This window comes from Mycobacterium sp. IDUB_17 (assembly GCF_055419465.1).
This window is the reverse complement of sequence record NZ_JBVAXS010000008.1, coordinates 104,776-118,966: the sequence shown is the minus strand read 5'-3', so window position 1 is coordinate 118,966 and position 14,191 is coordinate 104,776. Positions and strand designations below refer to the sequence as shown.

General features: G+C 64.9%; 10 protein-coding genes and 1 pseudogene. 10 read left to right on the top strand and 1 reads right to left on the bottom strand.

The window, feature by feature from the left end:
• Window position 1: 1 nt before the first annotated feature.
• The 10 genes and pseudogenes from ACZYZ7_RS28815 to ACZYZ7_RS28770 form a co-directional block, all read left to right on the top strand.
• Window positions 2–1,207, top strand: a complete 1,206-nt coding sequence (locus ACZYZ7_RS28815) for an MCE family protein (RefSeq protein ID WP_135452330.1) — start codon at window positions 2–4, stop codon at window positions 1,205–1,207.
• A complete protein-coding gene (locus tag ACZYZ7_RS28810; protein WP_450071190.1) occupies window positions 1,207–2,256 on the top strand; it encodes an MCE family protein in 1,050 nt (349 codons plus the stop codon). Before ACZYZ7_RS28815 ends, ACZYZ7_RS28810 begins: the two co-directional genes overlap by 1 nt.
• Entirely contained in the window at window positions 2,249–3,307 is a 1,059-nt protein-coding gene (locus ACZYZ7_RS28805; RefSeq protein WP_135452335.1) for an MCE family protein, read from the top strand. Before ACZYZ7_RS28810 ends, ACZYZ7_RS28805 begins: the two co-directional genes overlap by 8 nt.
• Entirely contained in the window at window positions 3,304–4,689 is a 1,386-nt protein-coding gene (locus ACZYZ7_RS28800; protein ID WP_463742306.1) for a virulence factor Mce family protein, read from the top strand. The genes ACZYZ7_RS28805 and ACZYZ7_RS28800 overlap by 4 nt, the downstream gene beginning before the upstream one ends.
• A complete protein-coding gene (locus ACZYZ7_RS28795; protein ID WP_463742305.1) occupies window positions 4,686–5,882 on the top strand; it encodes an MCE family protein in 1,197 nt (398 codons plus the stop codon). Before ACZYZ7_RS28800 ends, ACZYZ7_RS28795 begins: the two co-directional genes overlap by 4 nt.
• Window positions 5,882–7,582, top strand: coding sequence for an MCE family protein (locus ACZYZ7_RS28790; protein WP_463742304.1), 1,701 nt, complete (start codon window positions 5,882–5,884; stop codon window positions 7,580–7,582). Before ACZYZ7_RS28795 ends, ACZYZ7_RS28790 begins: the two co-directional genes overlap by 1 nt.
• Window positions 7,582–8,280: a mammalian cell entry protein gene (locus ACZYZ7_RS28785; RefSeq protein WP_463742303.1), complete on the top strand. Its 699-nt coding sequence runs from the start codon at window positions 7,582–7,584 to the stop codon at window positions 8,278–8,280. Before ACZYZ7_RS28790 ends, ACZYZ7_RS28785 begins: the two co-directional genes overlap by 1 nt.
• Window positions 8,280–8,765, top strand: a complete 486-nt coding sequence (locus ACZYZ7_RS28780; RefSeq protein WP_135452347.1) for a mammalian cell entry protein — start codon at window positions 8,280–8,282, stop codon at window positions 8,763–8,765. The genes ACZYZ7_RS28785 and ACZYZ7_RS28780 overlap by 1 nt, the downstream gene beginning before the upstream one ends.
• A 499-nt stretch (window positions 8,766–9,264) precedes the next feature.
• Entirely contained in the window at window positions 9,265–10,653 is a 1,389-nt protein-coding gene (locus tag ACZYZ7_RS28775) for a cytochrome P450 (RefSeq protein ID WP_463742302.1), read from the top strand.
• Window positions 10,650–12,812, top strand: a pseudogene (locus tag ACZYZ7_RS28770) (aminotransferase class III-fold pyridoxal phosphate-dependent enzyme); the annotation flags it as partial. The gene ACZYZ7_RS28775 and the pseudogene ACZYZ7_RS28770, both read left to right, overlap by 4 nt.
• Here ACZYZ7_RS28770 and ACZYZ7_RS28765 read toward each other — a convergent pair.
• Complete coding sequence (locus tag ACZYZ7_RS28765; protein ID WP_463742301.1) at window positions 12,717–14,138, bottom strand: wax ester/triacylglycerol synthase family O-acyltransferase; 1,422 nt, start codon at window positions 14,136–14,138, stop codon at window positions 12,717–12,719. The pseudogene ACZYZ7_RS28770 and the gene ACZYZ7_RS28765 overlap by 96 nt on opposite strands.
• Window positions 14,139–14,191: the final 53 nt, after the last annotated feature.

The window sequence follows — 14,191 nt, the reverse complement described above, 5'->3', positions numbered from 1 at the left end:
TATGGCAGACGCACCCTCCAAGCACCGTCGTCATGTCAGAATCGCCGCTGCGATCCTGGCTGCGATCGTGGCCGCCGCAGTGGTCTTCACCTACCTGTCCTACACGGCGGCCTTCACGCCGACCGACACCGTCAGCCTGACCGCGCCGCGGGCCGGCCTGGTGATGGAGCGCGACGCCAAGGTGAAATACCGCGGCATCCAGATCGGCAAGGTCACCGACATCGCCTACGCCGGTAATGAGGCGAAGCTGACGCTGTCCATCAAGCGCGGCGAGATGCGCTACATCCCGTCCAACGCCACCGTGCGGATCGCGGGCAACACGATCTTCGGTGCGAAGTCGGTGGAGTTCCAGCCGCCTGCGCAGCCGCAGCCGACCTCGCTGCGCCCGGGTAGCACGGTGGCTGCCAAGGACGTGCAGCTCGAGGTGAACACGCTCTTCCAGACGCTGTCGGATGTGCTCAACAAGATCGACCCGGTCAGCCTGAACGCCACCCTCACCGCACTCGGCGAGGGCTTGCGCGGCCATGGTGACGATGCGGGCGCGGCCTTGTCAGGCTTGAATTCTTACCTGCAGCAACTGAACCCGAAGTTGCCGACGCTGCAGGAGGACTTTGCCAAGGCCGCGGTGGTGGCCAACATCTACGGCGACGCCGGACCGGACCTGGCCCGGATCGTCGACAACGTGCCGGCGCTGAACAAGACGATCGTCGACGAGAAGACCAATCTCAACGCCACGCTGCTGGCGGCCACCGGGCTGGCCAACAATGGCACCGCCACCCTGGAACCGGCGGCTGACGACTACATCGCGGCGATCCAGCGGTTGCGGGCACCGCTTAAGGTCCTCGGCGACTACTCCCCGGAGTTGGGTTGCCTCCTGAAAGGCATGGCAATCAGCGTTGATCGGTTCGCCCCGATCATCGGCGGTATCCGCCCAGGACTGTTCGTCAACTCCAACTTCCTGCCGGGGTCCCCGGGCTACACCTATCCCGAGAGCCTGCCAATGGTGAATGCCTCCGGCGGACCGAACTGCCGCGGCCTTCCCGACGTGCCCACCAAGCAGTACGGCGGTACCTGGTATCACAGCCCGTTCGTGGTCACCGACAACGCGTACGTTCCGTACCAGCCGAACACCGAGGTGCAGTTCGACGCACCCGCGACGCTGCAGTTCTTGTTCAACGGCGCGTTCGCAGAAAGGGACCGATTCTGATGGCGTCCGGCGCGGGTACTGATCGGACCATGCTCAAGGTCGGCATCTTCACGGTTGCGATGCTGCTGGTGGCGGCCATGCTGGTGGTGGTCTTCGGCGAGTTCCGCTTCGCCGCGGCCCACGGTTACCACGCCACGTTCAGCGAGGCGTCGCGGCTGAAGGCCGGGCAGGACGTCCGCATCGCCGGGGTTCCGGTGGGCAAGGTCAACGCGGTGAAGCTCAACTCCGACAACACCGTTGATGTCAGCTTCGACGTCAACAAGCGGTATCAGCTCTACACGTCGAGCCAGGCCAAGGTGCGCTACCTGAATCTCGTCGGCGATCGTTTCCTGGAGATCACCTCGGGCCCAGGGGAACTGCGCAAGCTGGCGCCCGGCGGGACAATCCCGGCCCAGAACACCCAGCCGGCCCTGGACCTCGATGCGCTGTTGGGCGGATTGCGGCCGGTGCTCAAAGGACTGGACGGCGCGAAGGTCAACGAGATCTCCAATGCGGTGATCGAGATGCTGCAGGGCCAGGGCGGCGCGTTGGCGAACATGCTGACCAGCACCGGCGCTTTCACCCAGAACCTGGCCGCCCGCGATCAGCTCATCGGCGACGTGATCACGAACCTCAACACCGTGCTGAGCACCGTGGACGAGAAGGGCTCTCAGTTCGACACCAGCGTCGACGAGCTGCAGAAGCTGATCACCGGTCTGGCCGAGGGGCGCGATCCGATCGCCGGTGCGATCGCACCGCTGGCCTCGGCCGAGAACGACCTGACCGACATGCTGGAGAAGTCCCGCCGTCCGCTGCAGGGGGTCATCGAGAATGTCCGCCCGCTTGCGCAGCGCCTGGACGAGCGGAAGGGCGATGTCAACAAGGTCATCGAGCCGCTGGCCGAGAACTACCTGCGGCTCAACGCACTCGGAGCCTATGGCTCGTTCTTCAACATCTTCTACTGCTCGGTTCGGTTGAAGGTCAATGGACCGGCAGGCAGCGACATCCTGATTCCGTTCGGCGGCCCGCCGGACCCGTCCAAGGGGAGGTGTGCGCCGACGAATGAGTAGTTCGCGTGAGTCGAATCCCGTGCGCACCGGGATTCTCGGCATCTTCGTGGTGGCGTGTCTGGTCCTGGTGTCGTTCGGCTATACCGGCCTGCCGTTCTTCCCGCAGGGCAAGCAGTTCGAGGCTTATTTCAGCGACGCCGGTGGGATCTCGCCGGGCAACGACGTCAACATCTCGGGCATCACGGTCGGCAAGGTCACCGGGATCGCCCTGGCCGGCGACGCGGCCAAAGTCAAGTTCACCGTGGACCGCAACATCAAGGTCGGCGACCAATCGCTGGTGGCGATCAAGACCGATACGGTGCTCGGCCAGAAGTCGCTTTCGGTAACTCCGAAGGGCGTCGGTACGTCGACGGTTATCCCATTGGGACGCACCACGACTCCGTACACGCTGAACACTGCGCTGCAGGATCTCGGGCAGAACGTCAGCGAGTTGGACAAGCCGAAGTTCGAGCAGGCGCTGCAGACGCTGACCGACACGTTGCGTGACGCCACCCCGCAGTTGCGCGGTGCCCTCGACGGCGTCACGAACCTGTCCCGCACCATCAACAAGCGGGACGAGGCCCTCGAGGGGTTGTTGACCCACGCCAAGCGGGTGTCGGATCTCCTGGCCAAGCGAGCCGGGCAGGTGAACCAGCTGCTGACCGACGGCAATCAGCTGTTCGCCGCGCTTGATGAACGCCGACAGGCGCTGAGCAACCTGATCGCCGGTATCGACGATGTGTCGCGTCAGCTTTCGGGATTCGTCGCCGACAACCGCAAGGAGTTCAAGCCGGCGCTGGAGAAGCTCAATCTGGTGATGGACAACCTGCTGGAGCGGCGCGAGCACATCGGCGAGGCGCTCAAGCGCTTGCCGGGGTATGCCACCGCGCTGGGCGAGGTCGTCGGCTCCGGTCCGGGCTTCCAGATCAACCTGTACGGCCTGCCGCCGGCCGGGATGGCCGAGGTACTGCTGGACACGTACTTCCAGCCGGGCAAACTGCCCGACAGCCTGTCCGATATGTTGCGCGGCTACATTTCCGAGCGGACGATCGTTAGGCCGAAATCGCCATGACCCAACAGAATTCGGTATCCGGTCGCAACCGGTGGTTGCGCATTGCGCTGGCCGCAGTGCTGCTGGGGGTCCTCGCCGTCGGCGTGTACCAGGTGTGGCCGTCACGCACCGGGCCCAAGCTCACCGCGTACTTCACCAACGCTGTCGGGTTGTACCCCGGCGACGAGGTGCGGATCGTCGGCGTGCCGGTGGGCACGATCGACTCCATCGAACCGCGGCCTTCGGATGTCAAGATCGAGATGACCCTGGACCGCGGCGTCAAGGTGCCTGCCGATGCCAAGGCGCTGATCCTGTCGCCGAACCTGGTGTCGGCCAGGTTCATTCAGCTGACTCCCGCCTACACGGAGGGCGACGTGATCGCCGACGGCGCGTCGATCGGACTCGATCGCACCGCCGTGCCCGTCGAATGGGACGAGGTCAAGGAGCAACTCACCCAGCTCAGTTCGCAACTCGGACCGCAGGCCAACTCGGTGCAGGGCCCGATCGCGGCGTTCGTCGACCAGGCCGCGACGACGTTCGACGGCAACGGCGACTCGTTCCGCAATGCGCTGCGTGAGTTGTCCCAAACCGCTGGGCGGCTGGGAGATTCGCGTACCGATCTGTTCGGCACGGTGAAGAACCTGCAGATCCTCGTTGACGCGCTGTCCAACAGCAACGAACAGATCGTGCAGTTCACCAATCACGTGGCGTCGGTGTCGCAGGTGCTGGCGGACAGTGCCAGTGGTCTCGACGAGACCCTTGGCACGCTGAATCAGGCCCTCGGTGACGTCCGCGGTTTCCTGAACGAGAACAACGATGCGCTGATCGCCCAGGTGGGCAAGCTGGCCGACTTCACCCAGATTCTCACCGACCACAGTGACGACATCGAACAGATCCTGCACGTCACGCCCAACGGCCTGGCGAACTTCTACAACATCTACAACCCGGCGCAGGGCACCGTTGGTGGGCTCCTGACCCTGCCGAACTTCGCCAACCCCGTGCAGTTCCTGTGCGGCGGCAACTTCGACACCGGCACCACCCCGGACAACTACAAACGCGCCGAGATCTGCCGGCAGCGGATGGGTCCGGTGCTGCGCCGCATCACGATGAACTATCCGCCGGTGTTGTTCCATCCGATCAACAGCATCACTGCCTACAAGGGGCAGATCCAATATGACACCCCCGAAACTGAAGCAAAGTCGGAGACGCCGGTGCCTTACCTGCAGTGGCAGAACGCTCCTGGCGTCACCCCGCCGCAGATCCCGCCGGACGCGACGCTGAGCTCGTTGATCCTGCCACCGGATGCACCGGCGCCCGCAGCCGGAACTGGGGTAGGACCCGCACCTGGACCCGCGCCGGCGCCTGCCGCGTCTGCACCCGCTGAGGCTGGTGCCGGCGGATGACGAAGGGTAAAGCATTGAGGGGCAAGGCATCACGGATCGGTGGCCGCACGCTGGCGATCGGCAGCGGCGCGGTGCTGCTGGCCGGCTGCCAGTTCGGCGGACTCAACTCGCTGAACATGCCGGGTACCGCCGGGCACGGGCCCGGTTCCTACACCATCACCGTGCAGTTGCCCGATGTGGCGACCCTGCCGCAGAACTCGCCGGTGATGGTCGACGACGTCACCGTCGGCAGCGTGTCGGGTGTGGATGCGATCCAGCGCTCGGACGGCACCTTCTATGCGGCGGTGCAACTGTCGCTGGATGGTGACGTGAAGCTCCCGGCGAATGCCGTTGCGCGCGTTGCCCAGACATCGCTGCTCGGCTCCCAGCACATCGAGTTGGCCGAACCTGTCGATCGACCGGCCGAGGGGCGCCTGGTTCAGGGTTCCAACATCTCGCTGTCCCAGAGCGATCGTTATCCGACCACCGAGGAAGTGCTCTCATCGCTGGGCATGGTGGTCAACAAGGGCAATCTCGGTGCGCTGCAGGACATCACCGATGAGGCCTACGCGGCGGTCGCCGGGCGGGCCGGCACCTTCGCCGATCTGATCCCGCGGCTGGCCGAGTTGACTTCCTCGTTGGATCGGCAGACCAACGACATTATTGCCGCGGCCGACGGGTTGAACCGGTTTGCTTCGATCCTGGCCCGGAGCCAGGACAGCCTGGGCCGCACGCTCGACACGCTGCCCGGCGCGCTCAAGGTGCTCAATGACAACCGGTCCAACATCGTCGATGCCTTCACCGCGCTGCGCGGCTTCGCCCAGGTCGGCTCGCGGATTCTGTCGCAGACCAAGGACGATTTTGCGGCCGATATGAAGGATCTCTATCCGGTGATCAAGGCGCTCAACGACAACGCTGACGACTTGATCAAGAACCTGGAGTTCATTCCGACGTTCCCGTTCCACTACAAGTATCTGCGCCAGGCGGTGCGAGGCGACTACTTGAACGTGTACGTCACCTTTGACCTGACCCTGCGCCGGTTCGGTGAGTCGATCTTCACCACCGGGGGCTTCGACCCGAACATGAAGCACCTCAGTGAGGTGATCAATCCGCCGGACTTCCTGACCGGGGCGATGGCCAACCTGTCCGGTCAGGCCGCCGATCCGTTCAAGATCCCGGCCGGAACTGCCACCCAGCACGAGGAGAAGCCGTAATGATCGACCGGCTCACCCGTATGCAGCTGATGATCTTCGGGGTCGTCACCGTCCTGACCGTCGGTGCGATTTCGCTGTTCTATCTGCACCTGCCCGCTGCGGTGGGAATCGGCACCTATCACGTCAACGCCAACTTCCTGGCCGGTGGCGGGATCTACCAGAACGCCAATGTCACCTACCGCGGTGTCACGGTGGGACGGGTGGATTCGGTGGGCCTGGCAACCGATGGCGTGGTCGCCAGGATGCAGCTGAACAGCAACACGGCGATCCCGGACAATGTGACCGCGACAGTGAAGAGTGTCTCGGCCGTCGGTGAGCAGTACATCGATCTGATCCCGCCGGAGTCACCGTCGACCAACAAGCTGCGCAATGGCGCCACCATCGAACAGCAGAACACCCGGGTCGGCCAGGACATCGCCGGGTTGCTGCACGAAGCCGACACCCTGGTGAGCAGCATCGGCAACAGCCGACTGCAGGATCTGCTGCGTGAGACATTCAAGGCGTTCAACGGGTCGGGGCCGGAGCTGGCTCGGCTGATCGAATCGTCACGGCTGCTGATCGACGAGGCCAACGCCAACTACGGTCAGACCACTCAGCTGATCGACCAGGCCGGGCCGTTCCTGGAAGCGCAGATACGCAGCGGCGACAACATCCGGTCGTTGGCCGACGGGTTGGCCCGTTTCACCGGCGAGGTCAACAAGGCCGATCCGCAGCTGCGCACCACCCTCAAGACTGTTCCGGGCGCCACCGAGGCTGCCAATACCGCGTTCACTGGTATCCGGCCGACGTTCCCGGTGCTGGCGGCCAACCTGGCCAACGTCGGCCGGATCGGCGTGATCTACAGCAAGTCGATCGAGCAGGCGCTGGTGATCTTCCCGGCGCTGATCGCTGCGCTGCAGACCGTGGCCGGCGGGGCACCTGCCGACGAGGGCGCCAAGCTGGACTTCAAGATCGACCTGCAGGACCCGCCGCCGTGCTCGACAGGCTTCATCCCGGCGACCTCGATCCGGTCACCGGCCGACGAGACGCTGCGCGAGCTTCCGTCCGATCTGTACTGCAAGACCGCGCAGAACGATCCGGCAGTGGTTCGCGGTGCGCGTAACTACCCGTGCATGGAGTTCCCAGGAAAGCGGGCACCCACCATCCAGCTGTGCCGCGATCCCAAGGGCTATGTGCCACTGGGCAGTAACCCCTGGCGCGGTCCGCCGGTGCCCTACGGGACACCGATCGAGGACGGGCGCAACATCCTGCCGCCCAACAAGTTCCCGAACATCCCGCCGCAGGTCGATCCGGATCCGGGCCCGCCGGCGGTGCAGTTGCCGCCCGGGGTTCAGCCAGGTCCGGGCCCGGCGCCGCACGCGCCGTTCCCGCTACCGGTGCCGCCCAACAAGCCGGGAACACCGCCGCCGCCGTGGCCGTACTTCGCGCCGCCGGACCAGATCGTGCCGCCGTACGGCCGGACGCCTCCGGGAGCACCCGAAGCCGCACCGGCGCCGGAAGCGCCGGCACCGGCTCCTGAAGCGCCCTTGCCGGCCGAGGCACCACCTCTGGCCAGCGCTCCCGGGATCGGCACCTACGATCAGCACAGTGGGGTCTTCGCAGACGCCGAAGGAGGCACCGGTGTGTACGCAGCCGGCGCCGACAAGTTGGCACCCGCGGAGACCTGGGTAGACCTGATGCTGGATCCAAGGCAGGCTTGATGACGGAAGAAACGGCCTCGAACCAGAGGCCGGTGCGTAGGCGCGCGTCCAGGGCGGCCGGCCCGACCGGGGCCGCAACCGCCGTAGAGGTGACGACATCCACCGTGGTGGTCGATTCATTGACCACCACGGTGACCAGGTCGCCGCAACCGACGCCACTCAAGGCGCCGCCCCGGCGGCGTGCCCACGGCAGCCTGGTGGCGTTGGTGACGGTCCTGGTCCTCGCGGTGTCCACCGCGGCGCTGGGAGTGCTGGCCTACGTCATGCGCGATCAGCAGCATGCGGTGGATGCCGTGCAGGCCCGCGATGAGAACTTCGTCGCCGCCGGTAAGCAGACCGTGATCAACATGTTCAGCTACACCCAGGACACGATCGACGAGAGCGTCAACCGCTTCATCGACGGCACCAGCGGCCCACTGCGCGACATGATGAGCCAGGGGAGCAACGCCGACAACCTCAAGGCGCTGTTCCGCGACACGAATGCGAGCTCGGAGGCGGTGATCAACGCCGCGGCGCTGGAGAAGGTCGACGAGATCGCCGGGAACGCCTCGGTGCTGGTGGCGGTGCGCGTCACGGTCACCGACGTGGACGGCGTCAATTCTCCGACCCGGCCGTACCGCCTGCGGGTGATCGTTCACGAGGACGACAACGGGCACATGACCGGATATGACCTCAAGTACCCCGACGGTGGAAACTGATGCGCTCGAAGCTCTTTGGCCTGCTGATCGGTCTTCTGACGGTGGCGTTCGTCGCGCTGGGAGCAGTCGGCGGATCGCTGTACTGGAACCGCGTCACGCAACGCGGCCAGGAGGCCACCCGGGCCGAGTTGCCCGCCGTGGCGGCCGATCAGATCCCCAAGGTGTTCGGCTACGACTATCAGACCGTCGAGCGCAGCTTGATGGAAACCTATCCGCTGCTCGCCCCGGACTTCCGGCAACAGTTCGAACAGGACGCGACCGCCAAGGTCATCCCTGAGGCACGCAAGCGTCAGCTCGTCGTCCAGATCAGCGTCGTCGGCATCGGCGTCATGACCGCAGAACGCGAGTCGGGATCGGTGCTGGTGTACATGAACCGCACGGTGACGGATCAGTCTCGCCAGCCGTTGTACGACGGCAGCCGGTTGAAGGTCGACTACCGCAAGATCGGCGGGGACTGGCTGATCAACGCGATCAACCCGATCTAGACATTCGACGGTAACTGGACACGTCGGGGCGCTCACCCGCTCGACGTGCAACTCGCGCTGCACTGAATCGGCGCAGGCGGCATCGCCGCCACGGGGAGTTTGGTCCCCGCCTTCACTCCCGATGTGACCGGACGTCATCCGGTACAAGTTTCCGGGGATTCTTCTGATGTACGCGCCGTCGCTGGGCTTGTTCGGCGTTTCTCCTGCGTTTGGTTCACGCCATGCGTCCGCTGTGGGTACGTGTCCGTACCGGATGGTATATATTGGCGGTTGTCGTAATTATTGAGCCGGTAACCGCAGGTTGATCGCCGAAGTGCCGGGTACTGATTCGCGGAGTCGCGGCTGGCCCAGCGCGACGTACCGGCGTGCCGCGTTGCGGAAAGGTGCGCCTCCGGACGGGCCGGGACCGGTCACCGATGTACGGCACGGCGCCTCGATGTGAATGCAAATTCTGTCAACTATTGGGCCCGGGTAATGCCGTTCTGTGCAAGGAAGGCTTATGGAGAAATCGCACGCCACACCGACGGTCAAGGGCCTACCCGTGCTGGGGAACACCGTGCCGATGTACTACCAGCTACCCCAGTTCCTGACCCGCTGTTATAGCGAATACGGCCCGGTGTTCCGGGTTCGGGCACTGAACAACCGGTACGTGGTGCTCGCCGGACCGGATGCGGCGATGTTCGTCGGATCGGCCGAGGGCCGGGAGTGTCTGGAGTCCAAACCGTCCTGGTCGAGGATGATCGCCGAATACGGCGCCGACAAGTCGGTGGTGAGCGACGACGGCGATCTGCACACCTGGTTTCGCGACCTCATGCGGCACGGCTATTCGCGGCATGCGCTGGACGGTCGCTATGACCGGTTGATCGAGATCATCGACGACTGGCTGGCCGACGGCTGGCAGCCCGGCAGCGTCGTGCCCGCGGTGAAGTCCGTGCAGCGGATCGTGATTCGGCAGATCAGCATCGCGGTCGCGGACCGGGTGTTCTTCGACGACGTGGACCAGTTGCGCACGTTGGTGCATTGGTCGACCAATGTGTGTCTGCTCGGGCGGTGGCCGACCTTCATGCTCAAGCTTCCGCGATACCGCTCGGCGAAGGCGCGGATGCACGCCATCGCCCAGGAACTGCTCACGGTGTTCCGGGCCCGTTCCGACGATGGCCAGATCGATGACTTCGGCCGTCGACTGCTCGATGACCTGGTCGAGGCCAACCGAACCCATCCGGACAAGATGACCGATTACGAGCTGCCGCTGAACCTTTTCGTTCCGTTCATGGCCGGGTTGGACACCGCATCGAACACCATCTCGACGATCCTGTATCTCCTCACGCAGCGGCCGGACCTCTACGAGACGGTGACGGCGGAGGCGGACCGGCTTTTCGCACTCCCCGAACTCAACGAGGAAGCGCTGTTCGAGGCCACGCCGGTACTCAATGCGGTGCTCAAGGAGACCATGCGGTTGTACCCGTCGGTCCCCGTCCTGATGCGCCATGCCCGAACAGATTTCGTCTACAAGGGTCATCCGATCCGGGCGGGCGAGCGCGTCATGATCGCCACCAGCGTGTCGCACTTCATGCCGTCGTTCTTTCCCGACCCTCACCTCTTCGATCCGGGCCGCTATCTGGATGGCCGCAAGGAACACCTGCAGCCCGGCGCGTACTCGCCCTTCGGCCGTGGGCATCACCTGTGCATGGGGAAGCGGATCGCCGAGGTGATCATCCCGCTGACGGTCGCCCGGATCGTCCATCAGCGGCGGTTCACCGTGTCCGACGACAACTTCTCGCTCACCGACAACTTCGCGTACGGCGTGGACCTGGCGTTGAACCTCAACCTGGGCGTCGCCGGGGTGCGCTGCGCCGACCTGGTGAGTTCCGCGCGACCCAACCAATGACAACCGAGGAGTCTCCAGTAGTGGACTACCAGCGCTATACACCGGCCCGCGAATCCACGATCGCCACGATCCGCGATCTGAACCGGCGCAAGCGGCCCAATATCCTGTTCGCGGGGTTGGCTATCACCATCGAGTGCGCGCAGGTCGGCTACCTGCTGGACGCACTGCACGGGCCGCAGGCCGACCGCGTCACGTACTTCGGGAACTCGCTGGAGGAGGCAGTGTCCGGAGCGATCCGCTTGGTGCGCCAGACCAGCAAGGTCGACGACTTCCGCTCGGCGGACAGCTGGATCCTGGTGGTGGACAACGACGGACGCCTGAGCCACTACTTCGACCCGCTCGCCGAGGGCGGGGAACGCGCGCTGGCGCGGCACCTGAGCTTTGTGCCCACCACCGCCGACGCACTGGCCGCCCTGGACGATCGTCCGTGGTCAGCGGTGCTGGTCCTCGCCGACGGTGGCGAGAACCTCGACGAACTGCTGGCGGCCGCCGCGGACCGCCGAATCATGCGGATCGTCTGTGACACTCGCCCGTTGCCGCCCGCGGGGGATTGGTGGCCAGGTCGCACCGACGCCGACGTGTACGTCTACGGCGAGAACATGACCGACTACCAGGTGCCGTTCGGCTGCTACGTCATGACGCCTGACGCGTATCGAGTCTGGAACAACCCCGTCGACGCCATGGCGCAGACCTCCACCTTCGCCGCCGGCGCCACCGCGCTGACACTGGTGGTGAACACGTTGCGCGACAAGGGATACGTAACCGCCGATCAGGAGCGGATACTCGCCAAGATCGAGACTGACCGCAAGACCCGCAACGAATACTTCCGGCGCTACGTGAATCCGAGCGCAGCCGACATGATGGAGGCGTTCGGCCTCGACTTCGATTTCGACCGCGCGGATGGCATGCAGATCAGCCTGCGGGACGGTCGGTCACTGCTGGACTGCGCCTGCGGCACCGGCGCGAACCTGCGCGGGCACAATCTGCCCGATCTGGACGAGGCGCTGGCTGCCCACGACCCGGACATCGACTATGTCGGTCAGCTCGCCGGGTTCCTCTGTGATCGAAGCGGATTCGACGACGTATTCCCCGCGGTGAGCGGCGCCACGAGTGTCGAGAACGCCCTCGTGCTGGCGCGCCTTGCCCGGCCCGACCGGCCCAGAATCGTGACCTTCTCGGGCAACTTCTCGGGTAAGACCATTGCGACGTTGAACGTCAGCCGATACGGACCACAACGCTCGGCCAGCCTCCCGGGGGCCTTCGAGCCGTACTACTCCGACGTGGTGTTCGTCGATCCGTTCTCGCCCAACGCCGCCCGGGATTTGCGCAGCGCGCTCGATGATCCGCAGGTCGGCTTGTTCTGGGGTGAACTGATTCAGGGCACCACCTGCGAGATCATCCCGCCGGAATTGCTGCGCCTCGTTGCGGAGGCCAAGGCCACGAGGGGCTTCATCGTCGGAGTCGACGAGGTGCTCACCGGTGTGTGGCGAAGCGCCGACACCTTCCTGTACCACCAAGGTGTGCTGGGCGACGTCGTTGACATCGTGACGCTGGCGAAACCGCTGTCGGACATGACCATTCCCGTAGCGGCCACGCTCGCCCGTGCCGGGGTGGTTGCCGATGCCGAGGCGACGAACATGGCGGCGGTGCAGCGGCTGCGCGGCCGCTATCACAACAACCTGGGCGCGCACATCGCTGTGAATGCCTTGCGGGCGGTTGATAATCCGGCATCGCATGAGCAGCGGCGAACGGAACGAGAGACCCTGCTGCGCGGCCTGCAGGCGCTGACTGCCGAGTCGCCGCTGATCCGGTCGGTCGAGGGGACCGGCGCGCACGTGCGGATCGACATCGACCGGCGGTACTTCCCGTTCCGCGAGAACACGGTGTTGTCCGAGATGATCGATCAGTCGATCGAGGACCTCATACTCCGACGCTGTGGCGTGATCCTCGGCCGCGGGCGATTCTTCCCGCCGATATTCCCGCCGGCCGGTGCAATGGCGGAGGTGGTGGACCGCCTGCAACGCGGATTCGGCGGGTTCACGGTTACTACCGTCTACGCCAACCTAGTTCGCAACATAGCTGCCTTCGCTTCCTTCGGTGTCCGCCGCCAGGTTGGCGCGCTCGTCGAGCGCGTGGCGCAGCTCGGCAAAGGCGGCGAGGTACCCGTCAGCGATGCCGTCGAGGTCCGGAACGATCTCCGGGCACGCGATCAGGCCGATGTTTAGCTGATCTTCGATGCTGGCGACACCGACGAAGATGGCACCGCCGTCGAACAGGGAGCCGAATGGGAAGAAGTCGATCACCCGCGCACCAGCGAAGTACAGATCACGGTGTCGGCCACCCATGTTGGACACCACGATGTTCTGCATCACGGCGTGACGATCGGCCAGGCGGAGCCGGGAGTACCACCGCAGAAAGGTGCCCCAGTACCGGCCGGCCAACTCGAACCAATCGTGGAACAGGCTGGGGCCCAAAGCTGCTGCGTGTTCCTTGGCTGCGTTGGTGCTCGCCGCGATCGCCAGCGCGCGATCGACCGGGTCGGTCATCCCGGACTCCAGGCTGGTCAGTAGACCGGTGGTCTGGTTGCGTCCGTGCTGGCCGGGCATGTCGTGCACGGAGACGGGGACAAAGGCTTGAAGTGGTGTGTCGGGCAGTTCGTTTCGGCTCAGTAGGTAGTTGCGCAAGGCGGCGGAGGTGAGCGCAAGGATGACGTCGTTGAGGGTGACGCCGAGTTCGCGCTTGACCTGCTTCATCTCGGCCATCGGAAAGGTGGCCCAGGCGACATTGCGGTTCTCGGTCAGGGTGGTGTTGAACGAGGTTCGCGGCGCCGAAAGGGATTTGGGGACACCATCGGGCAACTGCGGCGTCTTCTTCATCGCCTTGTCCACCAGCGATTTACCAAGGAGCCGTGCCAGTTTCACGGGCTTGGCGGCGAATTCCTTGAGGCCGGACCGGGCGATCGCAGCCGGCTGCGCGGGCCCGGCATTGCGGACTATCGAGTACTCGGTGGCTTCGTTGCCGCACAGCTGTCCCAACTGCGAATTACCGCTCACACCATCGAGACTCGCGTTGTGGCGCTTGAGGATCACCGCGACATTGCCGTCGTCCAGCCCGTCGACGATCGTCATCTCCCACAGCGGAAGCGCAGGGTCCAAAGGCTTTCCGCAGATCTCACCGATGATCTCTGCCAGCTGTTCTCTGGAGCCGGGCGCCGGCAGGCTCCGGTGGTGCACGTGGCGGTCCAGGTCGAATGATTCATCGGCCGCCCAGACCGGATGGCCGAGGTTATACCATGGGTCATAAGCCTTTTCGGCATAGATCGGGATGCCGGCCATCCGCTCGGCCAGCCAATTCCGGATGGTGTCGAAGCTGTAGCCGCCGGGCATGGGCGAGGGATCGAGGACGATGAGGCCAACGCTTTGGTGGTAATGCGTGGGTGTCTCGAGGTAGAGGAAGCTCGCATCATGACCGGTCAGACGTTCCATAGGTTGACCCTACCTGGGATGCCGCCGTCGATGGAACACCAACGTACCAACCT